The 25,665-nt window shown below is 64.4% G+C and carries 25 protein-coding genes and 1 pseudogene; 13 read left to right on the top strand and 13 right to left on the bottom strand.

Going from position 1 to position 25,665, the window contains the following annotated elements:
* Positions 1–69: 69 nt before the first annotated feature.
* The gene (locus MTX23_RS13615) at positions 70–1,293 is read right to left on the bottom strand and encodes an MFS transporter (RefSeq protein WP_280978071.1); all 1,224 of its coding nucleotides are present in this window, start codon (positions 1,291–1,293) and stop codon (positions 70–72) included.
* A 124-nt stretch (positions 1,294–1,417) separates the two neighbouring features.
* Between MTX23_RS13615 and MTX23_RS13610 the strand changes: the two genes are divergently transcribed.
* Together MTX23_RS13610 and MTX23_RS13605 are read left to right on the top strand one after the other, a co-directional pair.
* Entirely contained in the window at positions 1,418–2,665 is a 1,248-nt protein-coding gene (locus MTX23_RS13610; protein ID WP_280977178.1) for a nucleoside transporter C-terminal domain-containing protein, read from the top strand.
* A 157-nt stretch (positions 2,666–2,822) separates the two neighbouring features.
* Positions 2,823–3,851 (top strand): IS110 family transposase, encoded by a 1,029-nt coding sequence (locus MTX23_RS13605; protein ID WP_280973967.1) that lies wholly within the window; start codon positions 2,823–2,825, stop codon positions 3,849–3,851.
* Between the two features lie 377 nt (positions 3,852–4,228).
* Here the strand turns inward: MTX23_RS13605 and MTX23_RS13600 are convergent, their stop codons facing one another.
* Positions 4,229–4,783 carry a cupin domain-containing protein gene (locus MTX23_RS13600; RefSeq protein WP_280977177.1) on the bottom strand — a complete coding sequence of 185 codons (555 nt, stop codon included), beginning with the start codon at positions 4,781–4,783 and terminating at the stop codon, positions 4,229–4,231.
* Between the two features lie 156 nt (positions 4,784–4,939).
* Positions 4,940–5,230, bottom strand: a complete 291-nt coding sequence (locus tag MTX23_RS13595; RefSeq protein ID WP_280977176.1) for an usg protein — start codon at positions 5,228–5,230, stop codon at positions 4,940–4,942.
* Between the two features lie 383 nt (positions 5,231–5,613).
* On the opposite strand from MTX23_RS13595, the gene groES reads away from it, so the two are divergent.
* Together groES and groL are read left to right on the top strand one after the other, a co-directional pair.
* Positions 5,614–5,928 (top strand): co-chaperone GroES, encoded by a 315-nt coding sequence (groES, locus tag MTX23_RS13590; RefSeq protein WP_280977175.1) that lies wholly within the window; start codon positions 5,614–5,616, stop codon positions 5,926–5,928.
* A gap of 45 nt (positions 5,929–5,973) precedes the next feature.
* Positions 5,974–7,614 (top strand): chaperonin GroEL, encoded by a 1,641-nt coding sequence (gene groL / locus MTX23_RS13585; RefSeq protein ID WP_280977174.1) that lies wholly within the window; start codon positions 5,974–5,976, stop codon positions 7,612–7,614.
* A 285-nt stretch (positions 7,615–7,899) separates the two neighbouring features.
* Here the strand turns inward: groL and MTX23_RS13580 are convergent, their stop codons facing one another.
* Positions 7,900–8,094: a hypothetical protein gene (locus tag MTX23_RS13580; RefSeq protein WP_280977173.1), complete on the bottom strand. Its 195-nt coding sequence runs from the start codon at positions 8,092–8,094 to the stop codon at positions 7,900–7,902.
* Here MTX23_RS13580 and MTX23_RS13575 point away from each other — a divergent pair.
* From MTX23_RS13575 to MTX23_RS13565, 3 genes are all read left to right on the top strand, one after another.
* Positions 8,093–8,449 (top strand): phasin family protein, encoded by a 357-nt coding sequence (locus tag MTX23_RS13575; RefSeq protein WP_280978070.1) that lies wholly within the window; start codon positions 8,093–8,095, stop codon positions 8,447–8,449. The two genes, MTX23_RS13580 and MTX23_RS13575, sit on opposite strands and share 2 nt — an antisense overlap.
* Before the next feature lie 216 nt (positions 8,450–8,665).
* Positions 8,666–8,890, top strand: a complete 225-nt coding sequence (locus tag MTX23_RS13570; RefSeq protein WP_280977172.1) for a hypothetical protein — start codon at positions 8,666–8,668, stop codon at positions 8,888–8,890.
* Positions 8,891–8,920: 30 nt separating this feature from the next.
* The gene (locus MTX23_RS13565) at positions 8,921–9,109 is read left to right on the top strand and encodes a hypothetical protein (protein ID WP_280990754.1); all 189 of its coding nucleotides are present in this window, start codon (positions 8,921–8,923) and stop codon (positions 9,107–9,109) included.
* A 16-nt stretch (positions 9,110–9,125) separates the two neighbouring features.
* On the opposite strand, the gene MTX23_RS13560 is transcribed toward MTX23_RS13565, so the two are convergent.
* The gene (locus tag MTX23_RS13560; protein WP_348637569.1) at positions 9,126–9,797 is read right to left on the bottom strand and encodes a Crp/Fnr family transcriptional regulator; all 672 of its coding nucleotides are present in this window, start codon (positions 9,795–9,797) and stop codon (positions 9,126–9,128) included.
* Between the two features lie 534 nt (positions 9,798–10,331).
* On the opposite strand from MTX23_RS13560, the pseudogene MTX23_RS13555 reads away from it, so the two are divergent.
* The 3 genes and pseudogenes from MTX23_RS13555 to MTX23_RS13545 form a co-directional block, all read left to right on the top strand.
* Positions 10,332–10,567, top strand: a pseudogene (locus tag MTX23_RS13555) (hypothetical protein); the annotation flags it as partial.
* Between the two features lie 316 nt (positions 10,568–10,883).
* Positions 10,884–14,225: an adenylate/guanylate cyclase domain-containing protein gene (locus MTX23_RS13550; RefSeq protein ID WP_280977169.1), complete on the top strand. Its 3,342-nt coding sequence runs from the start codon at positions 10,884–10,886 to the stop codon at positions 14,223–14,225.
* Between the two features lie 161 nt (positions 14,226–14,386).
* Complete coding sequence (locus MTX23_RS13545; RefSeq protein ID WP_280977168.1) at positions 14,387–14,692, top strand: hypothetical protein; 306 nt, start codon at positions 14,387–14,389, stop codon at positions 14,690–14,692.
* A 180-nt stretch (positions 14,693–14,872) separates the two neighbouring features.
* Here the strand turns inward: MTX23_RS13545 and MTX23_RS13540 are convergent, their stop codons facing one another.
* Positions 14,873–15,712, bottom strand: coding sequence for a LysR family transcriptional regulator (locus MTX23_RS13540; RefSeq protein ID WP_280977167.1), 840 nt, complete (start codon positions 15,710–15,712; stop codon positions 14,873–14,875).
* A gap of 127 nt (positions 15,713–15,839) precedes the next feature.
* On the opposite strand from MTX23_RS13540, the gene MTX23_RS13535 reads away from it, so the two are divergent.
* Positions 15,840–16,433, top strand: coding sequence for a cysteine hydrolase family protein (locus tag MTX23_RS13535; RefSeq protein ID WP_280977166.1), 594 nt, complete (start codon positions 15,840–15,842; stop codon positions 16,431–16,433).
* 10 nt (positions 16,434–16,443) lie between these two features.
* Complete coding sequence (locus MTX23_RS13530) at positions 16,444–17,073, top strand: glutathione S-transferase N-terminal domain-containing protein (RefSeq protein ID WP_280977165.1); 630 nt, start codon at positions 16,444–16,446, stop codon at positions 17,071–17,073.
* Positions 17,074–17,095: 22 nt separating this feature from the next.
* Here the strand turns inward: MTX23_RS13530 and MTX23_RS13525 are convergent, their stop codons facing one another.
* From MTX23_RS13525 to MTX23_RS13495, 7 genes are all read right to left on the bottom strand, one after another.
* Complete coding sequence (locus MTX23_RS13525) at positions 17,096–18,592, bottom strand: AMP nucleosidase (protein WP_280977164.1); 1,497 nt, start codon at positions 18,590–18,592, stop codon at positions 17,096–17,098.
* Between the two features lie 208 nt (positions 18,593–18,800).
* Entirely contained in the window at positions 18,801–19,970 is a 1,170-nt protein-coding gene (locus tag MTX23_RS13520; protein WP_280977163.1) for a tlde1 domain-containing protein, read from the bottom strand.
* 425 nt (positions 19,971–20,395) lie between these two features.
* Positions 20,396–21,091 carry a DUF899 family protein gene (locus MTX23_RS13515; protein ID WP_280977162.1) on the bottom strand — a complete coding sequence of 232 codons (696 nt, stop codon included), beginning with the start codon at positions 21,089–21,091 and terminating at the stop codon, positions 20,396–20,398.
* Between the two features lie 79 nt (positions 21,092–21,170).
* Positions 21,171–22,673 carry a glycosyltransferase family 39 protein gene (locus MTX23_RS13510; protein ID WP_280977161.1) on the bottom strand — a complete coding sequence of 501 codons (1,503 nt, stop codon included), beginning with the start codon at positions 22,671–22,673 and terminating at the stop codon, positions 21,171–21,173.
* Positions 22,674–22,680: 7 nt separating this feature from the next.
* Entirely contained in the window at positions 22,681–23,814 is a 1,134-nt protein-coding gene (locus tag MTX23_RS13505) for a glycosyltransferase family 2 protein (protein ID WP_280977160.1), read from the bottom strand.
* Positions 23,815–24,064: 250 nt separating this feature from the next.
* Positions 24,065–24,271: a hypothetical protein gene (locus tag MTX23_RS13500; RefSeq protein WP_280977159.1), complete on the bottom strand. Its 207-nt coding sequence runs from the start codon at positions 24,269–24,271 to the stop codon at positions 24,065–24,067.
* A 71-nt stretch (positions 24,272–24,342) separates the two neighbouring features.
* A complete protein-coding gene (locus MTX23_RS13495; RefSeq protein WP_280977158.1) occupies positions 24,343–24,699 on the bottom strand; it encodes a hypothetical protein in 357 nt (118 codons plus the stop codon).
* A gap of 126 nt (positions 24,700–24,825) precedes the next feature.
* Here MTX23_RS13495 and MTX23_RS13490 point away from each other — a divergent pair, with 126 nt between their 5' ends.
* Entirely contained in the window at positions 24,826–25,665 is an 840-nt protein-coding gene (locus tag MTX23_RS13490; RefSeq protein ID WP_280977157.1) for a DUF72 domain-containing protein, read from the top strand.

Raw genomic sequence — 25,665 nt, 5'->3', positions numbered from 1 at the left:
TGATCCCCTTGGGGACAGATGGATTGCTTCGTCGGTTTGCTTCTCGCAATGACGGGTGGCGAGAGCCCCCTACTCCAGCTTCTCCACAATCCGCAGCGTCGGGAACAGCTTCATCCAGAGCAGCGCGATCGCGATCGTGCCGACGCCGCCGAGGACTGCGGCCGGCACCGTGCCGAGCAGCGCCGCGGTGACGCCGCTTTCGAACTGCCCGAGCTGGTTCGAAGCGTTGATGAAGAGGAAATTGACGGCGCCGACCCGGCCGCGCATCTCGTCGGGCGTCGCCAATTGCACCAGCGAGAAACGGATCACGACGCTGATCGTGTCGGCGGCGCCCAGCACTGCGAGCGCCAGCGCCGACAACCACATCCAGTGCGACAGCGCGAACACCACCGTCGCGGCCCCGAACACGATGACCGCCTGAAACATCCTTAATCCCACGTGGCGGCTGATCGTATGCCGCGCCAGCACCATGGTCATCAGGAGCGCGCCGACCGCAGGCGCGGCGCGCAGGACACCGAGGCCGAGCGGACCGGTTTGCAGGATGTCGCGCGCATAGATCGGCAGCAGCGCGGTGACGCCGCCGAACAGCACCGCGAACAGGTCGAGCGAGATGGTGCCGAGGATCGCCGGATTGCTGCGGACGAAGGTGACGCCGGCGAACACATCGTCTGACGATGCGCTGTTCTTCGGCGGCGCCTGCTGCAGCCGGCCGATGCCGCCGGTCAGGATCATGCCGAGCAGCCAGAACACCATCATCACAACATAGGGCACGCTTGGCATCATGGCGTAGGCAAAGCCACCGAGCGCGGGCCCGGTGATGGTGGCGACCTGCGCCGCGCCGCTCGAGATCGCGGTCGCCCGCTGCAGCGAACCCTGCGGCGCGATCAGCGGCAGCAGCGCCGCGGTCGCCGGGCTCTCGAACGCCCCGGCGATCCCGAGCACGAAGGTGGCAACGAAGATCTGCAGCTCGGAGATGGTGCCGGCAAAGGTGCTCGCCGCGAGGAACAGCGCGGTCAGCGCCTCGGCGAGCTGGCAGGCCTGCACCACGCGTTTGCGCTCGAACTGGTCGGCGGCGTGGCCGGCGACGAACACGAGCAGCGCCGTCGGCAGGAACTGAACCAGGCCGACCATGCCGAGGGCAAAGGCGCTGCCGGTCAAGTCGTAGATCTGCCAGCCGATCGCCACCGCGCCGATCTGGCTGGAAAAACGCGACAGGCTGCGCGACGACAGGAAAAACAGAAAAGATCTGTGACCGAGCAGATCGCGGGCGCCGACGGTCGTTGCGGAAGACATGAGCGAGCCGTGGCCGACCGCCTGCAACTTGTCAATGGCGGCGACGTCAGCGCGCAACAGCATTGCGCTGCACGAAGCCCCTGCCATAATCGCGCGAAGGGTTTTCGGGGTCTTGATGCTGTAATTGCAATCGGCGTTTGGCGTGGTGGCGCTCCTGGCGATCGCCTGGGCGTTCGGGGAGAACCGCCGCGCGGTGTCGCTGCGGCAGGCCGCAATCGGGCTCGCGGTCACCATCGTCATCGCGCTGGTGCTGATCAAGGTGCCGCTCGTGACGAAAGCGTTCGGCACCATCAACGATGCGGTCGGCACCATCGCCGCCGCGACGCACGCCGGCACCGCCTTCGTGTTCGGCTATGTCGGCGGCGGCCCGGCGCCGTTCGATCCCAAGGCACCGGGCACGGACTTCATCCTTGCGTTCCAGGCGCTGCCGATCGTGCTCGTCATGAGCGTGCTGACGACGCTGCTGTTTTATTGGCGCGTGCTGCCGCCGGTGGTGCGCGGCATGGCCTGGCTGCTCGAGCGCACGCTCGGCGTCGGCGGCGCGGTCGGGCTCTCGACCGCGGCCAACATCTTCCTCGGCATGGTGGAGGCGCCCCTTTTCATCCGCCCCTACTTGGCCCAGCTCACCCGCAGCGAATTGTTTCTGGTGATGACTGGCGGCATGGCGGGAATCGCCGGCACCGTGCTGGTGCTTTACGCCACGCTGCTCGCGCCGCTGATCCCGGACGCCGCCGCGCATTTCGTCATTGCCTCGGTGCTCGGCGCGCCGGCCGCCATCTTGGTCAGCCTGATCATGGTGCCGGAGACGACAGACAAGCGCACCGGCGGATCGCTCGACGATCCGGACATCCATGTCTCGTCGACAATGGACGCGATCGTCAAGGGCACGGCGGCCGGGCTCGAGCTGCTGATGAACATCATTGCGATGCTGCTGGTGCTGGTCGCCCTGGTGTATCTCCTCAACGCGATCGTCGGCCTGTTGCCGGAGGTCGGCGGCGCGAAGATCTCACTGCAGTGGCTGCTCGGCTCTGCGATGGCGCCGGTGTGCTGGCTGATGGGCCTGCCATGGTCGCAGGCGGTCACGGCGGGAAGCCTGATGGGCACCAAGACCGTGCTGAACGAGCTGATTGCCTATGTCGACCTCTCGAAGCTCGGCACCGATGCGCTCGATCCGCGCTCGCGGCTGATCATGCTCTATGCGATGTGCGGCTTCGCCAATTTCGGGAGCCTCGGCATCATGATCGGCGGACTCGGCATCATGGCGCCGGGGCGGCGCGAGGAGATCAACGCGCTCGGGCTGAAGTCGATCGTATCAGGCACGCTCACGACATGCCTGATGGGCGCGATCGTGGGGGCGATGACGTCCTCGTAGATGGGGTAACGGGCCGACGGATATAGCCGCCCGGTCGCGACGGCGCGATGTGGAAGCGCGCTCGCGTGCGGCTTTTCGGGCAGGCGGTCGTCCCTCAAACTGATGGTGTTCAAACGGAGTCGGGCGAGCCCGCTCCAAGCATCATTAAGGGACGACCATGTACCACTATGCAGGAATCGACGTGTCTTTGGAAAGCTCGAGCGTTTGCGTTGTCGATGGCGCGGGCAAGATTTTGCGGGAGGCGAAGGTTGCCAGCGAGCCGGAAGCGCTGATCGCCTGGTTCCGATCGCTGGGCCAGGCGATGGAGCGGATCGGACTGGAGGCCGGTCCGTTGTCGCAATGGCTGTCCACGGCGCTGCGCGCGGCCGGGCTTGCCGTCGAGCTGCTGGAGACCCGGCACGTCCGCGATGCCTTCAAGGCGATGCCGGTGAAGTCGGACCGCAACGATGCCCGCGGCATCGCCCAACTGATGCGGCTCGGCTGGTTCCGGCCGGTCCACTGCAAGTCGATTGAAGCGCAGGAGACGCGGGCGGTTCTGACGGCCCGCAAGCTGCTGCAGTCGAAGCTGCGCGACATCGAGAACAGCGTACGTGGCGTGCTGCGGGGCTTTGGCCTGAAGGTCGGCAAGACCACCGAGCGCACGTTCGCCAACCGGATCCGGGAGCTCGTCGCCGGCCACCCCGGACTTGAGCTGGTGGCGCAGGCCCTGCTCGAAGCCCATGCCGTGTTGCTGCGCGAGTTCAATGGCCTGGACAGACACACCCAGAAGCTCGCCAGATCGCATCCCCCGGCCCGGCTTCTGATGACAACGCCGGCCGTCGGCCCGATCGTGGCGCTCACCTATGCCGCCGCGATCGACGATCCGATCAGGTTCCGTTCCTCGAAGGCGACCGGCGCGCATTTTGGGCTCACCCCGAAGAAGTATCAGTCGGGGCAAACCGACTACACTGCCCGCATCAGCAAGATCGGCGACGCGTCGGTGCGGGAGGCGCTGTACCAGGCCGCCCACGTCATGCTGACCAAGCCGGTCAGGAACTGCTCGGCGCTGAAGAGCTGGGCCATGCGGCTTGCCAAACGTGCGGGCATGCGCAAGGCCAAGGTGGCGCTGGCGCGCAAGCTCGCAGTCATCCTGCATCGGATGCTGGCTGATGCGAAACCCTTCAATCCGATGGCCCACGCAACCTAAGGAAGGAGCCTCAACCGATCTGGGCAGGCCACGACACCAGGCCTTCCCCGAGCGAAGTCCCTTTGCCGGGACGACGGATCCGGTCAGGCCGCCATCCGGGAAGTCGGTTCACAACCACGCTTCCGTAGATTGGCCGGCCGGCTCCTCAATGCACCCCATCAGGCGACGGCCACTGCGCCGATCCCGTACAGAAGCAAGTGCCCGGCAAGTGGACCACGCAAAAAGGGATTGACTAACCAAGGCCCGTTACAGAAGCCCGGATGGAGCGAAGCGCAATCCGGGGGAATCATCATAGTGTGTACGATTCCCGGATTCCGCGAAGGCTGTCACCGGGCGCGACATCCGCGCGACCCGTTGGCTCCATCCGGGCTACGAGATCACGCCGTCAACTCTACCGTCTTGAAATCCGCCGGCAGGATCACTTCCAGCAATTCGACGTCGTCGGAGTAGTCCAGGATCATGTGCCGGAGGCGCGGCGGCTGGGTCCAGGCGCTGCCCTGCGTCATCAACGTCTCGCCCTCGCCTTCCATGTAGGTCTTCACCCAGCCCTTGAGCACGTAGACCATCTGGAACTCGACGTCATGATAATGCAGCTTCGACACCTCTTCCGGATTGCACGGACCCTGCAGCCGGATCACATGCGCCTGCGCCAGCCCGTGCGTGGCATCAGCGATGCCGAGGTCGCGATACTTGGCATAGGCGCGCAGTCCGTCAGCCCTGAAATCCTCCTCGCGGTGGTGGCTGATGGCAACGCGCTGCTTCGGCCGCGCCTTGGGCTTGGTCTTTGTGGTCGTCTTCCTGGCGGTCGAGACGCGGCCCTTCGACTTGATGGTCTTGCGCGCCGAGGGTTTGGCGGCGCTCCCGAGCCCGGTCCATTTCTTCCTCACCGCGGTCTTGGCCGCTGGTCTTGATGCCGGCTTTCGCTTGGCCATTGTTGGTTACCTCCCGTCTTTTAATCGGATGAGGGTAGCACAAAAGCCTGTTGGGGGATGGGCGAAAGCATCGGGTCGCGCGAACGTGCATGCGCTCCCTCAAGCGCGCGGCCAAGCGGCGGCGCCGGCGCGATTACGCCGTGGTCCCCTCCGCCGTCAATGCAGCCGGAAGACGCCGTCGACGGCGCGCAGCTCCGCGGGCCTGACCAGCCTGGAGTGCGCGACCGTCACCGAGAACAGCGGCCCCTCGAGCTTCTCCTGCCAGAAGGCGAGGAAATCCTGCAGCGCCGGGAATTTCGGGAAGAGATCGTAATTCTGCCAGACGTAGGTCTGCAGCAACGAGGGGTGATCCGGCATCCGATACAGGATTTGCGCCGTTGTCAGCCCATACCCCAGCAACTGCTTCCGGAAGTCGTCGGAAACAACCCCACCAACACGCGAGACCATGCCAACCTCCTGTGACGGAGCGCATGTGCGCGTGGTGGCCGACCTGCCGGGGCCACCGCCGGCAAAGATGCGCTCACATGAGAGAAATGTGACGCACGCGACTAACCGATCTCAAGCCTAAATGTTTAACGGGTTGTTGAAATTTCTCGCGCTGGCAGCAGCTTACCGCAGGTGCTAATACCAGTTGGGCGACCTCCAAGCCGTCATTAAGCATGACCGGCGATGCTGGCAGACGCCCCGTCCGAGTGCCAATTTTTCTGCTAGAAGCCCTTGCCCAGTGCCCGCGACTGGCCTATCTCCATTTCGGCCAGGTTGGCACTCGCTGGCCTGGACTGCCAACTCTCCAAAATTCTACAACATCTGCAAATGTTTAGGAGGACTGCATGAAATTCCGTCCGCTTCACGACCGCGTCGTGGTCAAGCGCATCGACGCCGAAGAGAAGACTGCTGGCGGCATCATCATTCCGGACACTGCCAAGGAAAAGCCCTCCCAGGGCGAAGTCGTCGCCGTCGGCCCGGGCGGCCGCGACGAGGCTGGCAAGCTGATCCCCATCGACGTCAAGGTCGGCGACCGCGTCCTGTTCGGCAAATGGTCGGGCACCGAGGTCAAGATCGACGGTGAAGACCTGCTGATCATGAAGGAAAGCGACATCATGGGCGTGCTCGACGTCCCCGCTTCCAAGAAGAAGGCCGCTTAAGCGCCCCTCTCCCTCCCTGGTTAAATCTCTCAAGGAAAAACTCAGATGGCAGCTAAAGAAGTCAAATTCTCCGTCGAGGCGCGCGACAAGATGCTGCGCGGCGTCGACGTTCTCGCCAACGCCGTGAAGGTCACCCTCGGTCCGAAGGGCCGCAACGTGGTGCTCGAGAAGTCGTTCGGCGCTCCCCGCATCACCAAGGACGGCGTCACCGTCGCCAAGGAGATCGAGCTCGACGACAAGTTCGAGAACATGGGCGCCCAGATGGTGCGCGAAGTCGCCTCCAAGTCCGCTGACGCAGCCGGCGACGGCACCACCACCGCGACCGTGCTCGCCCAGGCGATCGTGAAGGAAGGCGCCAAGTCGGTCGCCGCCGGCATGAACCCGATGGACCTGAAGCGCGGTATCGACCTCGCGGTCGAGGCCGTGGTGGCGGACCTGCAGAAGAACTCCAAGAAGGTCACCTCGAATGAGGAGATCGCCCAGGTCGGCACCATCTCGGCCAACGGCGACGCCGAAATCGGCAAGTTCCTCGCCGACGCCATGAAGAAGGTCGGCAACGAGGGCGTGATCACGGTCGAGGAAGCCAAGTCGCTCGAGACCGAGCTCGACGTCGTCGAGGGCATGCAGTTCGACCGCGGCTACATCTCGCCCTACTTCGTCACCAACGCCGACAAGATGCGCGTTGAGATGGACGACGCCTACATCCTCATCAACGAGAAGAAGCTCTCCTCGCTGAACGAGCTGCTCCCGCTGCTCGAGGCCGTGGTGCAGACCGGCAAGCCGCTGGTCATCGTCGCTGAGGACGTCGAAGGCGAAGCGCTCGCCACCCTCGTCGTCAACCGTCTGCGTGGCGGCCTGAAGGTTGCGGCCGTCAAGGCTCCGGGCTTCGGCGATCGCCGCAAGGCCATGCTGCAGGACATCGCGATCCTGACTGGCGGCCAGGCCATCTCGGAAGACCTCGGCATCAAGCTCGAGAACGTCACGCTGCAGATGCTCGGCCGCGCCAAGAAGGTGATGATCGACAAGGAGAACACCACGATCGTCAACGGCGCCGGCAAGAAGGCCGACATCGACGCCCGCGTGGCCCAGATCAAGGCGCAGATCGAGGAGACCACCTCGGACTACGACCGTGAAAAGCTGCAGGAGCGTCTCGCCAAGCTCGCGGGCGGCGTCGCGGTGATCCGCGTCGGCGGCGCAACCGAAGTCGAGGTGAAGGAGCGCAAGGATCGCGTTGATGACGCGATGCATGCGACCCGTGCGGCCGTCGAGGAAGGCATCGTTCCGGGCGGCGGCGTCGCCCTGCTCCGTGCCTCCGAGCAGCTCAAGGGCCTGCGCACCAAGAACGACGACCAGAAGACCGGTGTCGAGATCGTGCGCAAGGCGCTGTCGGCGCCCGCTCGCCAGATCGCGATCAACGCCGGTGAAGACGGTTCGGTGATCGTCGGCAAGATCCTGGAGAACAAGACCTACAATTACGGCTTCGACTCCCAGACCGGCGACTATGCCGACCTCGTCAAGAAGGGCATCATCGACCCGACCAAGGTCGTGCGCACCGCGATCCAGAACGCTGCCTCCGTTGCCGCGCTGCTGATCACCACGGAAGCGATGGTCGCCGAGCTGCCGAAGAAGGCCGCTGGCGGTCCTGCGATGCCTCCGGGCGGCGGCATGGGCGGCATGGACTTCTGATCCAGCCTCTCAAGGCAATCCACGAAATGCAAAACCCCGGCAGCGATGCCGGGGTTTTTGTTTGCGGCAAACCGGGTGCTTGCCGCAGCGCAGCCAGTGGTGGGCCCCGCACAACCTTACGCTGAAGCGGGGAGTCCGCTGGCGCTCACGATGTCCACGCTATACACAGCCACGCCGGTAAACATACCTTGGTCTGAGTTGACAATTTCAAAAAAATTATTGGCGAGAGTCGCAAACCGAACCGACAGTCCCACTTTCGTCCCGCACAGTAGGGTCGGGACTGGATCAAAGCTGCTCACCTAGAATCTGAACCGAACACGGAGCGTCCGCTCTCGTGACGCGAGCGAGCGTTGCGAGAAACGCTTTCGCTTGAGAAGGGAACTGCGTCTTGAGTGAAACAGAAATGAAAGTCACAGTGAACGGCACGACTATCTTCGGCATGCCGTTGTCGAGCTTCCCGAAGATCACCTTGCCCGGCATGATCGGCGATCTTGCCGAACAGGGTTTTGCCCGCGCCCGGGCCGCCTCCGAACAGATGACGGAGACGTTGGGCGAAACGTATTCGCACAATGCGCGATGCGCGGCCGACTACGGGCTCAAGGTGTTCGAAATCTCATACGCCAATACCGCCTCCGCGCTCGATTTCTTCGTCCATCTCGCCGGCAGCAGGTCAGCAACCGATGTCTTGGCCTTGTCTACCGAGCAAACCCGCAAAGCCTTCGATATGGCATCCGACCAGAACAAGGAATTGTGGGCGCTTGGCCAGAAGCTTGCGACGGAAATGGGTGAGCCGGTCAGGAAGCATTTCGGCAAGGTTCTCCACCAAGCCGGCTAAAAAAGCGGCGCTCAATTCACATCGAGGATTCGTTTGAGGAGGGATCCGGCCGGTTGGAGAAGCCCAGTGACGAGCATGCAGCCCCCACTGCCCGATGCTCTGTCAGAAGCCACAGGTGCGCGATGCCCCCCAACTGGTCGCACCGACAAGAGGCGCAATCCAACCGGCCGGTGCTTTTCTGCAAAAAACAAAAAGGCAATCTCGAGGGAGGCTCACATGGGCATGCTCATGGTCAAATGTCCGCAAACCGCACACGCGATTCCCACCGGCATCAAAACCGATCGCGAAAGCTTTGGACGTAGCACGGTATTCTTCTCGCGCACACCTTGCCCATTCTGCCGCACCGATCACGCCTGGTTCGCGCGGGACGCCTGGGTCGCTGAGCCGAGCATCCGCGTGCGGCGCCGGCTCACCGGCCTGAAGGTCGACACAGACTATTGATGATCGCGATGGAGGGACACCATGGGGCGCATGCAGACCTCGACCGAAACATCCGCCTGGCTGCTACAGGCCAAGGATTTTCTCGACGAAGCACGACGGCTGAAGCCCGGCCCGGAACGCAATGAGTTGCGCCAGACGGCGAAGGTGCTGCGCGAGATTGCGAAACTCGAGACGGCATCCGAACCCGCACGGGAGCCTGATCGGCGGCGGAGGAGCTGATCGCGCCGAAAGGGGCTCACACCGCGTCGTCCGCTTCGATTTCCGGGATGCACGGATCGTCAGCTCGAGTCGCCGCCCGAGATCGGATCTTGTGGTCCGAGAAGATCTCCTCGGCTTCGAGACGCATGACGCGGTGGCATTCGCACGCCACCGCCGATAGCCGCGACCGGTCGATCTCGATCCGGCCTCGTTGATCGGACCTGATCGCGCCGCGCGCGCGCAGATTGCGCATCAACAGCGTCACCGTCGTTCGTCGCACACCGAGGATCTGCGACAGCGCCTGCTGGGTCAGCGGGAGGACGTCGCTGTCGACGCGATCGCGAAGCTGGAGCAGCCAGCGCGCCATGCGGGCTTCGACCGGATGCAGCGCGTTGCAGGCCGAACCGAGCTGAAACTGTATCAGCATCGCCCTGAAGTGACTTTGGATCGCCTGCCGGATCGCGGGACTGCGGCCGAAGGCCGTGTAAAATCGTGACGCAGGAATCCGCGAAGCGGAGCCCGCCGCATGGACGACCGCGGTAATGGCCGACGCTGACGACCCGAGCACCGAAAGACTGCCCACGGCCCCCTCGCGCCCGATCACGCCGGTGGCAACGGTGTGTCCGTCCGCCATTTCGATCATGAGCGAAATGGCGCCGCTATATGGAAAGTAGACATGATCGATTTGGTCACCCGCCCGCGAGATCACCGTGTCCTGCTCGAGCGCAACGCCCTCCAATTCGGGCCTCAGCAGATCGAGGTCCGCTGCCGGCAGGGATGCAAGAAGGCGATTACCGATTCCGCCGGGAGGACTCACTAGCGGGGCCCCGTAGTGAGGCGACGCGCAACGAGAACCAACTCACTCAGATACACTCTCAAAAAACAACTCCAAACGCTTGGCCAGACGGAATTTCTGTACGCAGCATTTTCGGGAGTTAGATGCAGAAATGCGTGGCCGGACGCAACAATAAAATGCGCGTGAGTCTTATGGTAGCACTGCGGGAACCCGGAAGTTCCAATTTCCGGAGATGGCGATGCTGCGTGCGATCGATGCGGATGTCGCACGTCTCTGAACCGCATCGGCTAGATCGTGCGCAAGGCGTGGGCAGCACAGGACTTCTGATGCGCAGGGTCAGGCAATTGTGGAAATGCGCTCATGCACAACGTGACGTAAGTGCCGCCCGTGTGCGACATAGTCGAGCGTCTTACGACCCAGATCATTCCTCAGAGGCCCGCGCCGGCGGGCTTCGACTCCCGGACCGGTGAATTGCCGACCTCGTCAAGGAGTGCATCATCGACCCGACCAAGGTCGTGCGCACCGCGATCCAGAACGCGGCCTCGGTTGGCGCGCTTCTGATCACCATCGAGGCGATGGTCGCCGAGCTGCCGAAGAAGGCCGCTGCCGGCCCCGCAATGCCTCCAGGCCGCGGCATGGGCGGCATGGACTTCCGATCCAGCCTCTCAAGGCATCCACGATGAGCGAAACCCCGGCAGCGATGCCGGGGTTTTTGTTTGGAGCACAGAATGCCTGCGCCTGGACGCCGGGAAGGTCGTTGCTCCAAAGCCTGCACTTCGCCAATGATTGCCTCGAGTCTGGGCAGCTTTCGAAGGCGAGACGCTTTGACGAATGGCAACGGCAAATCTACAACAGGCAGGGAAGTACCCTTGTGCCTGCGGCATGCAGCTTTCCGGACTACCGTACCGGCAAGCGCAAAATTCCGCGGCACAAGCAGTACCCCATTGGAATTGTTACGGATCGCAAGCTGCCACTGACAAGCTGCCAAGAGGCCCTGACTTGGATATCGACAGTTGGCTTCACAGCATCGGTCTGGACCGATATGCGCAGATATTCCGAGAGAACGCCGTCGACCTCAGCGTCGTCCCTTATCTGACCGATGAAGATCTGGAGAAGCTCGGCGTGCTGCTCGGGCACCGCCGCAAATTCCTGCGGGCTGCCGCCGAACTCGGAGCCGTCGACAAGAGCGCCTCCCCCGTTGCGCTGACGGCAACCGCTCCACCTCGCAAGCATGATGCAGCCGAGCGCCGTCAACTCACGATCATGTTCTGCGATCTTGTAGGCTCGACCGCGCTGTCGACGCGACTCGACCCCGAGGATTTGCGAGAGGTCATCGGCGCCTACCAGAGCTGCTGCGCCGACATCATCACCGGCGCGAAGGGTTTTGTCGCCAGATATATGGGCGACGGAGTCCTCGCCTATTTCGGTTACCCCCAGGCGCACGAACATGACGCCGAACGCGCCGTCAGGGCGGGCCTGACGCTGGTCGAGGCGGTGCCGAAGCTCGCCTCGCCGGTCGGCGACTCCTTGCAGGTCCGTGTCGGCATCGCGACCGGTCTTGTGGTCGTCGGCGACCTGATCTCGGCCGGCCTCGCCGAAGAGCAGGCGGTGATCGGCGAGACGCCGAACCTGGCCGCGCGACTGCAGGCAATCGCCGAGCCCGGCACCGTGGTGATCTCATCGAGCACCCGCCGCCTGACCGGCGGCCTGTTCGATTACCGCGAGCTCGGGACCTTTCCGCTCAAGGGCTTCGACGAGCCGGTCAAGGTGTGGCGGGCGCTGGGCGTCAGCGCAGCTGAAAGCCGGTACGAGGCGCTGCGCGCAAGTGCGTTGCCGCTGGTCAACCGCTACGAGGAGATCGACCAGCTCATGCAACGCTGGGACGGCGTGCAGCACGGCGAGGGCTCGGTCGTCCTGCTGTCGGGCGAGGCCGGCATCGGCAAGTCACGGATCGCACAGACGGTGCTGGAGCGGCTGAGCAGCGAGCCGCATACGGTGGTGCGGCAATTCTGCTCGCCCTACCACCAAGATACAGCGCTCTACCCGGTTATCGCGCAGCTCGAACGAACCGCGGGCTTTCGTCGCGACGACAAGGACGAGCAACGGCTGGCGAAGCTGGAGGCGTCGCTCGTCACGCCGGCTGGCGGCCGCGCCGAGACCATGTCGCTGTTCGCCGGCCTGCTGTCGATCCCCGATGGCGGGCGCTATCCGGCTCTCGATCTGACGCCGCAAAAGCGCAAGGAAAGGACCCTGCAGGCGCTGCTCGCGCAGCTCGAGGGTTTGGCAACGCGGCAACCGTTGCTGTTCCTCATGGAGGACATGCACTGGGCCGACTCGACCTCTCTCGAATTGTTCGGGCAGATCATGGATCGCGCCCCTGCCCTGCCGCTGCTCGCGATCGCAACCTTCCGTCCGGATTTTGTCCCGCCCTGGGCCGGCCGTCCCCAGGTGACGATGATCGGTCTCGACCGCCTCCAGCGGCGGCACTGCACCGAGATGATCGTGCACCTCACGGCCCGCAAGGTCCTGCCGCAGGAGATCGCGGACCAGATCACCGAACGAACCGACGGCGTACCGCTGTTCGTCGAGGAATTGACCAAGGCTGTCGTCGAAAGCGGCGTGCTGGTCGAGCAGGATGATCGGTACGTCGCCGCCGGCCCGGTGACCCAGGTTGCGATCCCGACGTCGCTGCAGGAATCGCTGCTGGCACGGCTCGATCGCCTTGCCCCTACCAGCAATGTGGCGCAGATCGCCGCCGCGCTCGGCCGGCAATTCTCGCATGAATTGATCAGCGCCGTCGCAGGAATGCCGCCCGCGCCGTTGAACGAGACCTTGCAGCAGCTCGTGAACGCCGAGTTGATATTCAGGCGCGGTACGCCGCCTGACGCAGAGTACACGTTCAAGCACGCGCTCGTGCAGGATACCGCGTACGGCACGATGCTACGGAGCACCCGCCATCAGGTTCACGGCCGGATTGCCGCAGCACTGGAGGCACAGTTTCCCGACATCTGCGCAACTCAACCCGCCGTGCTCGCGCGGCACTGCACCGAGGCCGGGCTGACCGACAAGGCGGTCTCTTACTGGCTCAAGGCCGGTCAGCAGGCGCTCGCGCGCTCGGCCACGATTGAGGCCGCCACCCAATTGCGGAAGGGGTTGGACGCGCTGAAAGGGTTGCAGGACACACCCGAGCGACGCAAGCAGGAACTCGACCTGCAACTCGCGCTTGCATTGGCGCAGATGGCTATGAAGGGCTATTCGGCGCCTGAAGTGGGTGAGACTCTTGGCCGCGCCCGCGTTCTCGCCGAGCGGATCGATCAACCACGCTACCTCTGGCCGGTGATCCTCGGCCAGTCCTCGTTTCACCGGGTCCGGGGCGAACACCGGCGCGCGCTCGAGCTGGCCGAGCAACTGGAGCGAGTCGGCGAGGCACGAAACGATGTCGCAGCCCAATTGGTCGGCCGTTGGGCCAACGGGCGCACTCGCCTCTTCCTCGGCGAATTCGTCGCGGCCCGCGAGCTCCTGGAGCGCTGTCACGGCCTTGCGGATCCGGCGCATCGGAGCGGCGTCTCGTCCGCCGATCCCTATGTGATGACGCTTGCCTATCTGGCCTGGACTCTCGCCGTGCTCGGTCACTTGGACGAGGCCCGGACGCGGTTGAACGAAGCCTTGTCGGAGGCACGTCGGCTCAACCATACCCAGACGCTGGCCGACGCGCTGCTCTCGGCGTGCCCTGTCGAACGCATCATCGGCTCGCCGAACCTACAGCAGCACGAGGAGGAACTGCTCGCGCTCTCGACCGAGCGCGGCTTTCCGTTGCATCTGGGTTGGGCTACGGCGTACCGGGGCGTGTCATTGACCCTGCTCGGACAGCCGCAGGAAGGGCTGTCGCTGATCCATCAGGCGATGACGACAATTAGAACGACCGGAGCCGTCACAGGCACCCCGGACCTCCTGATGATGCTCGCCGACGCCTACGCCAAACTCGAAAGGCCCGCCGAGGGATTAAGCTGCCTCGCCGAGGCCAAGCAGGTCATCGAGGCGACTGACGAGCGGTACGGCGAGGCCGAATTGTATCGGCTGCGCGGCACACTGTTGAACGCGACAGGCGATCCAGTCGCGGCGGAGCAGAACTATCGTCAGGCCATCACCGTCGCACAGCTGCAGAGCGCAAAGCCCTTCGAATTGCGAACGTCGATCGGTCTGGCACGCATCTTGCGCGAACAGGGCAGACATGCCGAGGCCCATGATCTGCTCGCCTCGATCTACGGCTGGTTCGCCGGAGGCCTTGATGCGCCTGACTTGAAGGAAGCCAAGGCGCTGCTTGACATGCGCGCCTCGTGATGTGCCCGATCTGCAAGTCTTGGCTGCGTTCGCGGGGGACGCAAGCGTCGTCCGAATTTGTGACGCTCGGATAAATTTCAACCAATATTGACAAGACTCTGCGACTGGCTCGATTGTATCGGCCGCGTCCAGCGGACGCGATCATAGTGGAGGAATCAATAATGAGGCGGATTTCAAAAGGTGTCGCCAAGGATGAGGTGACGTATTTTTATCTCATCACTCGCACCGAAAGAGGCCGGGCACAAAGCGAGGCCCAGAAGAAGAGGGGCGCGAACGATGTCACGAAAGTCGTTCTAAAGGCCGGAGGCCAGTGTCGGCTCTATTCGACCCGCGGGTCGAGCTTCGACTATGTCAGCGTCATCACGGGCGTGAGCGCTGCCGCAACCATCCGAATTGTTGAGGAAATAGAAAAACTGGGAGCCGTGAAGGCGACGCTGGTCTCCGGCGTCGAGATGTTCGGCGGCTAGTCCAACGTATCGCACGGGGACGCTTTCCTCGTGCGAGGACATCTGTGTCAATCATCAGCCGCGATGCGGCGGGGCAGTCGCCCGCGTCACTCCAAGCGCCGCCGCCCGCCCTGCAGATGTAAACCGTTTCGCCTACGGCCGTCATTTGAGACCTGATTCAAGAACTGAAGACGCGCGACGTCAGCCCCGCGAAACATCCTGAAAGCAGCTGCGCACCCAATCGATCGTGACCCGCGCAGCAGGGTCGCGCTTGAGGTGATTTTGCACCAACAGCCAAACGTCGCGTCGCTTCGGCAGCAGCGTGGCGCGCAGACGGCGATCAGCCAGCAGGGCCGCGGAGCCATATTCGGGCAGCACGCCGGCCGCCTGATGCGACTGGATCAGCGTGCGGATGACGCGAACATTGTCGGTGACGCAGCGCGCGCGAATTCTCCGCGCACGCAGGAACTGCATCTCGGGGATACCTTCGAGCTCATCGGGATAGGCGCAGGTCACCGCTTCGCCCGTAGCGGCGGCCGTGATCGGCTCGAAAAAATACAGCCTGACCTCGGCGAGCTTCGAAATCGCGAAGTCGCCCTTGTCGGGCTTGCGCAGGCGGATCGCGAGGTCCGCCTCCCAGCGCGAGAACTTGACGTTGTCGCTCGACGTCAGGAATTGCAGCGTCAGGCCCGGATTGGCGCGCAGGAAATCGCTCGCGCGCGGCGCCAGCACCTCTTCAGCGACCGCATTGGTGGAAGCTACGCGAAGCCGGCCCACCGGACCCGGGAGGCTCTCGCCGATACGGCCGATGTCCTCGGCATGCGCGGCCATCGCCTGGACATGCGCCAGCACCATCTCGCATTGCCGGGTCGGCGTACGCACGCCGTCGGCGGCCTCGAATAGGCGCAAGCCAAGCGCACGCTCGATGCGTGCCAGCCTGCGGCCGACCGTGGTCTCGTCGACGCGCAGCCGGGCGCTGGCGCCCGCATACGTGCCCTCGTCCCTGACGGCCGCGATGATGCGAAGATCGTCCCAGTTCATGGCTGCAAGGCTACATCGCTACTGCCTCACCTGCAATAACGCAGCCACCGGCTGCAATATCCCTGCATAACGGCAGGACGTTCCACGGCTATTCTGAACGAGCAAACTTCCGGGAGACTTCAGAACCATGACCGCGGCCAAAACACTGATGCAGCTTGCCGGTATCGACCTCACCCCGCCTCGCCTCGGCGACGCCTGCCTGGTGCTGATCGATATCCAGAACGAGTATCTCGCAGGCCCCCTCGCCCTGCCCGACGCCAACGCCGCGATTGCCCGCGCCACCGCGTTGCTTGCCCAGGCACGGGACAGCGGCGCTGCGATCTTCCACATCGCGCACAGGGGACGGCCCGGAAGCCTGTTCGACCGTACCGCCGAGCGCGGCGCGATCGTCGCACCGCTGGCACCGCGCTCGGGCGAAGCCGTGATCGAGAAGGAATTGCCGAACGCGTTCGCCGGCACCGACCTCGACACGCAGCTTGCCGCGACCGGCCGCAAGGAGCTGGTTCTCGCCGGCTTCATGACGCATATGTGCGTCAGCTCCACCGCCCGTGCGGCGCTTGATCTCGGCTTCCGCACCACCATCGACGCCGACAGCTGCGCCACCCGCGACCTGCCGGACGGCATCGGCGGCACGATTGCGGCAAAGGTCATTCACGACGTCGCGCTCGCCGAGCTGTCCGACCGCTTCGCCATCATCGCGCGCGGCAACGCCCTTGCCTGAGGACACCGGCATGCTCCAGCTCTATTTCTGGCCGATGGCCTGCTCCCTCGCCAGCCGCATCGCGCTGCTGGAAGCCGGCATCGAGGCGCGCTACCACCTCGTTGATCTCTGGACCAAGAAGGTGCTGGAGGACGATGGCGACTTCCGCGCGATCTCGCCGAAAGGCGCGGTGCCGGTGCTGGTGCTGGAGAACGGCGAGCGGCTGACGGAGAGCGCTGCGGTGCTGCAATACATCGCCGACCTCAAGCCAGAGCTCGCCCTCGCGCCGCCGCCCGGCGATCCCGATCGCTATCGGCTGCAGGAATGGTTGAGCTTCATCGGCACCGAGCTCCACAAGGGCTTCCTGTTTCCGACCTTCTGGTACAAGGACGACACAACCAGGGCCAGCGCGCGCGAGCGGATCGGACAAGGCGTGTCGGTGGCCGCCGCGCATCTTAGGGACCGCGAATTCCTCATCGGGGACCGCTTCACGGTCGCCGACGGCTATCTCGCCTGGGCGCTGATGCTGCTGCGCCACGCCGGCGTCGATCTCGCGCAATGGCCCGATCTCGCCCACTATCTCTCGCGCATCCAGGCGCGGCCGCATGTCAGGGCCGCCGTCGGCACCGAGATGCAGTTGTGGAAGTCGGTCGCGGCGTGATCGCCGTGGACGCGACATGACGCTACTGAAACGCGACCTCGGCAAAGCTCCGCAGCTTGCGCGAATGCAGGCGCTCGGATTCCTGCTGCTTGAGCCGCTCCAGCGCCCTCAGGCCGATCTCGAGATGCTGGCCGACGCGCTGCCGGTAGAACTCGCTGGCCATGCCTGCGAGCTTGATCTCGCCGTGCAGCGGCTTGTCGGAGACGCACAGCAGCGTGCCGTAGGGCACGCGGAAGCGATAGCCATTGGCGGCGATGGCCGCCGACTCCATGTCGAGCGCGATGGCGCGCGATTGCGACATGCGCCTGATCACCGACGGGCCGCTGATCTCCCAGTTGCGATTGTCGACGCTGGCGACCGTTCCGGTGCGCATCAGCCGCTTGAGCTCGAAGCCGGACACGCCCGTGACTTCGCCGACCGCCTCCTCCAGCGCGACCTGCATCTCGGCGAGCGCCGGGATCGGGACCCAGAGCGGCAGCTCGTGATCGAGCACGTGATCCTCGCGGACATAGCCGTGGGCGAGCACGTAGTCGCCGAGCCGCTGCGTATTCCTCAAGCCCGCGCAGTGCCCGATCATCAGCCAGGCATGCGGCCGCAGCACCGCGACGTGATCGGTGGCATTCCGCGCGTTGGACGGGCCGATCCCGATGTTGATCAGGGTGATGCCGCGATAGCCGGGCTCGACCAGATGAAAGGCCGGCATCTGCGGCACGCGGTCCGGCGCGGTCCCGGTCGTGCCGCCTCCAACCCGCGCATTGCGCGTGATCACGTTGCCGGGCGCAACGAAAGCTTCCAGGCCGGCCTCGCCTGACACGAGGCGCTGCTGGCACAATTGCGCGAAGGCATCGACATAGAACTGGTAGTTCGTGAAGATCACGAAGTTCTGGAAGTGCTCCGGATCGGTGCCGGTGTAGTGATAGAGCCGGCGCAGCGAGTAATCGACCCGCGCCGCACGGAACAGTGCCAGCGGCTCGGGCGTCCCCGGCGCCAGCTCGAAGGTGCCGTCGGCGATCGCATCGTCCATCGCGGCGAGATCGGGAGTATCGAACACGTCGCGCAGCGATCGCGTGAAGGCCGAACTGTCGGCAACTGTCAGCGCCGCCTCGATATTGATGTCGCGCCGGTAGGCGAAGTGGATCGGGATCGACTCGTTCGACTCGCCGATCTCGACGGCAACCCCATGGTTCTTGATCAACAGGCCGATCTGCTCGGTGAGATAGGTCCTGAAGATGTCTGGCCGCGTGACGCTGGTCTCATGCACGCCCGGCCCGGCGACAAAGCCGTAGGCGAGACGGGAATCGAGCCGCGCATGCGACGACGTCGTGAGGCGCACGAACGGATAATGCGCACGCACGCGTGTCGCGAACGACACGCCGCTGACATAGGCCTCAAAGCGATCGCGAAGGAACTGGGTGTTGCGCTCGTAGATCTTTTCGAGACGGCTGACGGCCGCACCTGCATCGACGAAGGCTTCGGTTGCGATCTGGGGCGGAGTTTCGATGAACGGTGCAGGAGACATTGCGCTTCAACCGGTGATTTGCCGTTGAAGTATAACAACAATCGAGTCCCTGGTTCCAGACGGGTCCGGAATGCTGCATGCTGTCGGAGTTGTGGGCCTGGTGGCTCAAAGCCGCCCGGGCTTCACCTAGGACCATCGTCACGAACGAGCCGACGGTCTGGCGTTATCGCGAAGGCTCCAAAGGACCGCGGCGATCGCGATCCCCAGTCTACTGGATCCTCGCGAGCACCGCGAGGCGGCGGATGCCCTTGTTGCGATAGGCGTCGAGGAATGCGTAGTAGTTCTTGAAGGAGACGCAGCCGTTGGAGTCGCCCTTCGGGCCAAGCATATAGGTGTGCGCGAGCAGGCCGACGCGGTTGTAGATCCGGCCCTCGCCGCCGATCGGATTGAGCCGCAGGGCCGGCACGCCGTGGAACAACGCCTCGCGCGGCTTCAGCTCATAGATGTGCGGCGGCGTCACGCCGACCATCTTCATGCTCGCGGAGCGCGGATCGTCGAGCCTGGAGCCGAGTCCAGAATGCGCTTCCAGTCGCGTGCCGTCGGGCAGGTACACCGTCCTGGCCGAGATGTCGTAGACGGCGGTCTGGCGGTCATAGGGCGGCGAGCCGCCACGGGTCGGGTCCTGGTCGAGCGTCGAGGGGATGCTGCCGGTGACGTTTGCATCGGCGGACGCGAAGGAGAGCAGACCGCCGGTCGACTCGCGCTTGCCCCACAGCTTCTCGACCATGGTCTGCCGTTCGTTCGATGCGATCGACATCACCGCGGCCTTGGCGCGCGCAGCCATGTCGCGCACCGTGACGCCACCGGATTTTGCGGACGACTTCGCCGCGGCGGATTTGGATTCGGCGGACTTGGTCTCAGCCCGCTTGGACTCGGCGGATTTCGGCTCCACGGCGTCGGCAGGCGTGTTGAGTGCGACCTGCAGATTGGCGGCAGCTTCCTTCTTCGCGGCCTCGACCGGCTTCGGCGTCTTCGCTTCGGCAAGCTTCGGTGCGGCGACGGGCTTCGGCGCTTCAGCGACCTTCGGCGCATTGGCCGGCTTGACCGGATCCGTCTGCGGCGCGACGTCGGCCACGACGCTGGACGGAACGCCGTCCGGCGATGCTGCAGCAAACCTTTCGTTAAACATCAGCGGCGGTGCGGTGGGCTCGGACTTGGCAGAATCCGACTTTGCGACCTCGGCCTTCCCGGGCGCGGACGGCGGAGGCGTCAATGACGCGAACACCTCGTTGAAAGACGGCGCAGGCCGCGGAGCGACCGCCACGCGGTGCTTGACCGCAGGCTCATCGAGCACCGCACTGCTCACCGACGGATAGACACTCGCCGCGAAGATGTTGGCGTAGACGGTCCAGGCGCAGCCAAGCACCAGCCCCGCCACAGCGGCGCTGCCGAGGAAATGCTGTGGGAGAATCCTTCGGGAGGATTTCTTGCGGCCCGGAGCCCCAATAACATACGCAGTCGCACTCGTACCCATACGCCCGGCGCTCAAAACAGGTCCACCTTGTCCCTCATGCGACTCGGAGCCGAACGAGATTCGGCTCAGCGTCTCGCAGGGACGCGGATGCCCATTAAGGCGACTTTTAGTTAAATGCGACTTAACCGGATGCGATCCCCTGCAGCGCGGGAAGTGCCTGTGGCATGGGGCTTTTTTAAGATCACATTGGATCGCGAAAGCGGATTTTTTGTCTCATCATGGGACATCCGCGGATGCCGCTGAGGCAAGCATCGGCAGCGACATGCCGCGGAAGAATTTCCTTGCCGATCGCCCCGCAATCACGCGGGCATTTTGCAAGAACAATCTCCTCAGTAGGAGAGCTTCGGATACCAGTCCTTGCCGCGTCCCTCGGGCGTGGTGTCGAGAATGGTCCAGAGCGGATCCACGTCAGGCGCACCGCGCGGATCCTGGCCGGGATCCGCGGTGCCCTGCCCCATCTCGCCGGCCCAGAAATGACGAACCGTGCCGTCCCGCCGCGTGAAGACGTTGTAGCCGGGCATGTCGGCGTCCTCCTTGCTGACATAGTCGCGCGTGTAGTCGCCCGATGCGTCCGAATAGAGCTTGTGGCGCGTCCAGCCGCGCGTGGTCTTCGCCTCGATCAGCCGCGCGATCGGCGAACGCGCCACGAAGACGAAGGAGACGCGCTGCTCGATGTCGGGCAGCTTCGCCTCCCATGTACCCATGAAGGAGGTGCACATCGGACACGGCTTCTCGCGCTGCGGACCGAACATGTAGCTGTAGATGATGAGAGTCTGCCTATTGCCGAAGAGATCGGCCAGCGACGCCGGACCCGCTTCCCCGATGAACGCATAGGCTTTCGTCACCTCGCCGCCCGGCGGCAGTGCACGGCGCAGCTCGGCGACGCGCTCGATGTGGCGGCGCAGCTCGATCTCCTCGGTGAGCAGCGTCTGGCGGGCACGACGATACTCGGCGCTCTCATTGGGAAAGCGCGTGGTGTTGGTCTTGGCGAGTTCAGCGGCAGGCTTGAGGGTGGAACCGGTCATGGGTGAAACCTCGTTTGGTTGACGGGCTTCCTGGAAGACGAGTCGGAGCGAGACGATCCGACATCGACCACCAACGTTCCTACTCCAGTTCCGGCGGCGGCGAGCGATCAAGGACGTCGCCGTTCGGGCCTTCCAGCGCATCGAGCGCGTAGGTCTCGATGGTCAACGGCCCGCGCATGCGCTTGGCCTCGGCGACGGTCTCGATGTGGGCAAAGTTGGCGCGCATCGACGCCGGCACGGCCTGCTCGACCTCATGCACGTAAAGCAGCTTGCCGGAAAGCTCCGCCGGGTTTGGCTCAGGCATATTGACCCAGCGGATGCGCTGCCCCTGCTGCACAACGCAGGTGCCCTTCGGCAGATAGAACACGAGCCAGCCGGTGGTGCCGTAATCCGGCGCGAGCACGCAGGTCGCGCCGATGCGCACGCGCACCTTCTCGATCTCGTCCGCGAGCTCCTGCCAGCCGACCCCGACGCTGCGCACGGTGGCGTCGCGGCGATAGCCGGAGAGCACGCCGGTGTTGGCTTGTACGATCAGCAGCGCGAACAGCATGACGCCGCTCGGAGCGGCCCACCGGCGGCAGAAATCGATCGTCCGCTGCTCGCGCGGCGCCCATTGCACCTGGATCGCGGCAACCGCAGCCGCGACCGCGAAGGCCGGATAGACCGGCGCAAACCAGTTGGCCTCGACCCGAGCATGCAGCGCGTGCCATGCGAAATAGCCGACGATGGTCCAGAACATGGTGTTGACGAGCACACGCGCGGCCGTCGCGCCGGCGCGACGCTTGTACAGCGCATAAACCCCCATCACGCCAAGGATGAAGACCAGCGGGGTTGCAAACGCGAATTGGGTCGGGATCAGCTCGGCGATGTAGGTGGGCCGGAAATCCTCGATCCGGGCGCGGCCCATCTGCTTGATGAACGACACCCAATGGTGATCGGCATTCCAGAGAATGACCGGCGCAAACATCCCGAGCGCGACCAGACCGCCGAGATAGAGCCAGGGTGAGAGGAACCAGCGCCGCAGCTTCGGCACTATCGCAAGCCAGATCAGGATCGCAGGGCCGAAGAACAGCGCGGTGTATTTCGACAGCAGCGCCGCGCCGGCGCTGGCGCCCACAGCAAGCCACCAGGCGCCGCGGCCGCTCTCGAGCACCTTTGCGAGCGAGAACAGCAGCAGGCTCGCGGCGACCAGGAGCGGCGCATCCGGCGTCACGATCAGCGTGCCGACGGCAGCCATCAGCGTAATGTTGAGTAGGATCGTGGCGCTTGCGGCAACGCGCTGGCCGCCGAACAGGATCGCGGCCGCCTGGTAGATCGCCCAGCTCATCGGCAGCGCAAGCAGGACCGACACCAGCCGCACGCCGAGCGGCGTATCTCCCGCGATCATCGTGCCGAGCCGAATGACGACCGCCACCATCGGCGGATGATCGTAATAGCCGCCGGCGAGCGCCTTCGACCACATCCAGTAATAGGCTTCATCGAAGGTCAGCGGCGTCCAGGCCGCGGCCGCAAGCCGCAGCGCGACCAGCCCGCAGACCACGAGAGCTGTGTTGAGGGCGAGCCGCCCCTCGTTCGGGTTCATGCCAGCGTCATCGCTTGCGCCAGACGAACAGCCCGGACATCGCGTAGTTCCAGACCACGCCCATCAGCGCGCCCGCCGCACCGGCAAGCCACCAGATCGGCTCCTGGTCGTACACCGAGAATGCGACGCCGACATTGGCGAGCAGACCGACGCCGCAGACGAGATAGAACAGCAGCAGGCCGCGCACGATCGCAAGGCCCTTCAGCCGCTGGTCGCGGTAGGTCAGGAAGTTGTTGAGAATGAAATTGCTGGTCATGGCGACGATCGCGCCGGTGGCCTGCGCCTCCGGGAACCGCGCGCCGAACACCTCGAGCGCGATGAAGAGCGCGGCGAGATGCACCACCAGACCGAGCGCGCCGACCATCGCGAACAACAGGAAGCGCAGCGAGATCACGTCATGGGTCAGCTTCGCCAGCACAAGGCCGAGGAAGTCCAGCGCAACCATGGAGTCGAGCTTGCTCTCGCCATGCTGGCGAGCGCCGAATGTGTAGGGGATCTCGACCGTGCGCAGCTTGCCATGCGCGGTCGCGACCACGTCGAGCAGGATCTTGAAGCCCTGGGTCGACAATTGCGGCGCGAGCTGCTCGAAGCGGTCGCGGCGGATCATGAAGAAGCCGCTCATGGGGTCGGCGACCTCGACCTTCAGCGCGCGGCGCGCGATCTCGGTGGCGAAGGCGCTGGCGCCGGCACGGCTCTTGTTGAAGCCCTCGGCACGATAGCCCTCGATGTAGCGGCTGCCGACCACGAGCTCGGCCTTGCCGCTCTGCAGCAGCGCCATCATCTTCGGAAGCTGGGTTTCGTCGTGCTGCAGGTCGGCATCGATCACGGCGGCATAGGGCGCGCTCGAGGCCAGGATGCCCTCGATGCAGGCGCCCGACAGGCCGCGCCGGCCGATCCGGCGGATGCAGCGGACGCGGGAATCCTGCCGCGCCAGGCCACGCACCACATCCCAGGTTCCGTCGGGTGAATTGTCATCGACAAAGATGACTTCCCAGGCCACGTCCTTCAGCGTGGCGTCGAGCCGCCGGTACAGGACCGTGACATTGTCCCGCTCGTTGAAGGTCGGGACGACGACCGAAAGTTGCGGCAAACCAGCGGCCTGCGACGGGATTTCGGGGCCCGGTTTGATGGCGTCATACATGAGCGCCAGCGTATAGCCGCAGCCTCTCCCGCTGCCAAGGCAGACGGAGCCCAAACACCTCTCGGAAGGCGGGAAAACGGGGGCAAAATACCCCCTGAAATGCCAACGACCACGACGCGAGGCTGCGCGTACATCCGGCGCAGCCAACATTGTCGTGGTCGTCCCCGCGCCGGAGCCCTTGCGAGCTGCAACGCCGCCGTTCCGTTGCAGCTAGGAAGGCCTCGAGCTGTCCGCAAGGTGTCCAGGGGCGCTAGTTGTTGGGGACTTCCCGGATCACCGGGCCTCGTGGTGTCGGGGCCGGCGCGGGCTCTGCGGCGGGGGCCGCCTGCTGCTGCGCCGCGGCGGGCGGGGCGGGATTGTGGATCTGGCTGGGCGACGGCCCATAGATGAACGCCGCCGCCAACACGATGGCCGCGACCAGGGCGCCCAAAAAGCCTGCCGCCGATTGTGAATTCATGTCGGACTCATCCCTCGCCTATGCGTGGATTGATATCAAAAATCGGTCAACCGCAACAGGATTTGGGAAGCCTATTTGGCCGCCGCCCTGCGGTGGACGAACGCGTTCACGATGTCCTTTTGCGCGAGCTCGATCGCGCGATTGGCGGTCGCCAGATGCGTGTTGGCATCTTGTTTCGGAAACTGCAGCGCCAGGAAGTCGATCAGCGACACCCGGAAATTCTGCCGCTCCGAGGGACAGACGTTCGCAATCAACGAGGTGAACTCCTGGTCGGACATCGTCTTGTTGCTGTCGCGTGGATACTCGCGGGCGAGACAATTCCAGTAGGCATCGCGGCCGCTGACCGCGAGCTTGTGCGCATCGTCGACCTCGTCAGCCATTGCGGCGGAGGACATGATCAAGAGGACGGCTGCGATCAGCATGCGCATTGTTGTTCTCCCGTTTTGCCGCATTCTAACGAAGGCCGATCGCCAGGATAAGCATCGCCCCGCAGATCTGGCAAACTGGTCAATCACGATTATTTTGACTACTCTGATCTCTTCTCCCTCCTCGCGATGAGTGCAATCGTGGCCAAAGCTCCCAGCAAGACAGCCAAGACGGACGCAGGCAACATCTATATCGGCATCGGCGGCTGGACCTTCGAGCCGTGGCGCGGGGTATTCTATCCGGAGAAGCTCGCGCAATCGAAGGAGCTCGCCTACGCGGCATCGAAGCTCACCTCGATCGAGATCAACGGCACCTATTACGGCTCGCAGAAGCCGGAGAGCTTTCGCAAATGGGCCAGCGAGGTGCCCGACGGCTTCATCTTCTCGCTGAAGGGACCGCGCTTCGCCACCAACCGCCGCGTGCTGGCCGAGGCCGGCGATTCCGTGAAGCGCTTCTATGATTCGGGCGTACTGGAGCTGAAGGACCGGCTCGGGCCGGTGCTCTGGCAGTTCGCCCCGACCAAGAAATTCGACGGCGCGGATTTCGGCAAGTTCCTCGAGCTGCTGCCGCGCAAGCTCGACGGCCGCGCGCTCCGCCATGTCGTCGAGGTGCGCCACGACAGTTTCTGCGTGCCCGAGTTCGTCGCGCTGCTGCGCGAGTTCGAGATCCCCGTGGTGTTCGCCGAACACGGCAAATATCCCGCGATCGCCGACGTGGTCGGCGACTTCGTCTATGCGCGGCTGCAGAAGGGCAATGACGAATTGAAGACCTGCTACCCGCCGAAGCAGCTCGACGCCTGGGCCAAGCGGTTTCAGGACTGGGCCGGCGGCAACGAGCCGGACGACCTGCCGCGCGTCGACAAGGCCAAGCCGAAGAAGGTCCCGCGCGACGTGTTCGCCTACGTGATCCACGAAGGCAAGATCCGCGCGCCGGCGGGCGCGATGGAATTGATCGAACGCGTGAAATAG

The organism is Bradyrhizobium sp. ISRA436 (assembly GCF_029910015.1).
Classification (GTDB): Bacteria; Pseudomonadota; Alphaproteobacteria; order Rhizobiales; family Xanthobacteraceae; genus Bradyrhizobium.
The sequence above is the reverse complement of the archived record's forward strand: the minus strand, read 5'-3'. Positions and strand labels throughout refer to the sequence as shown.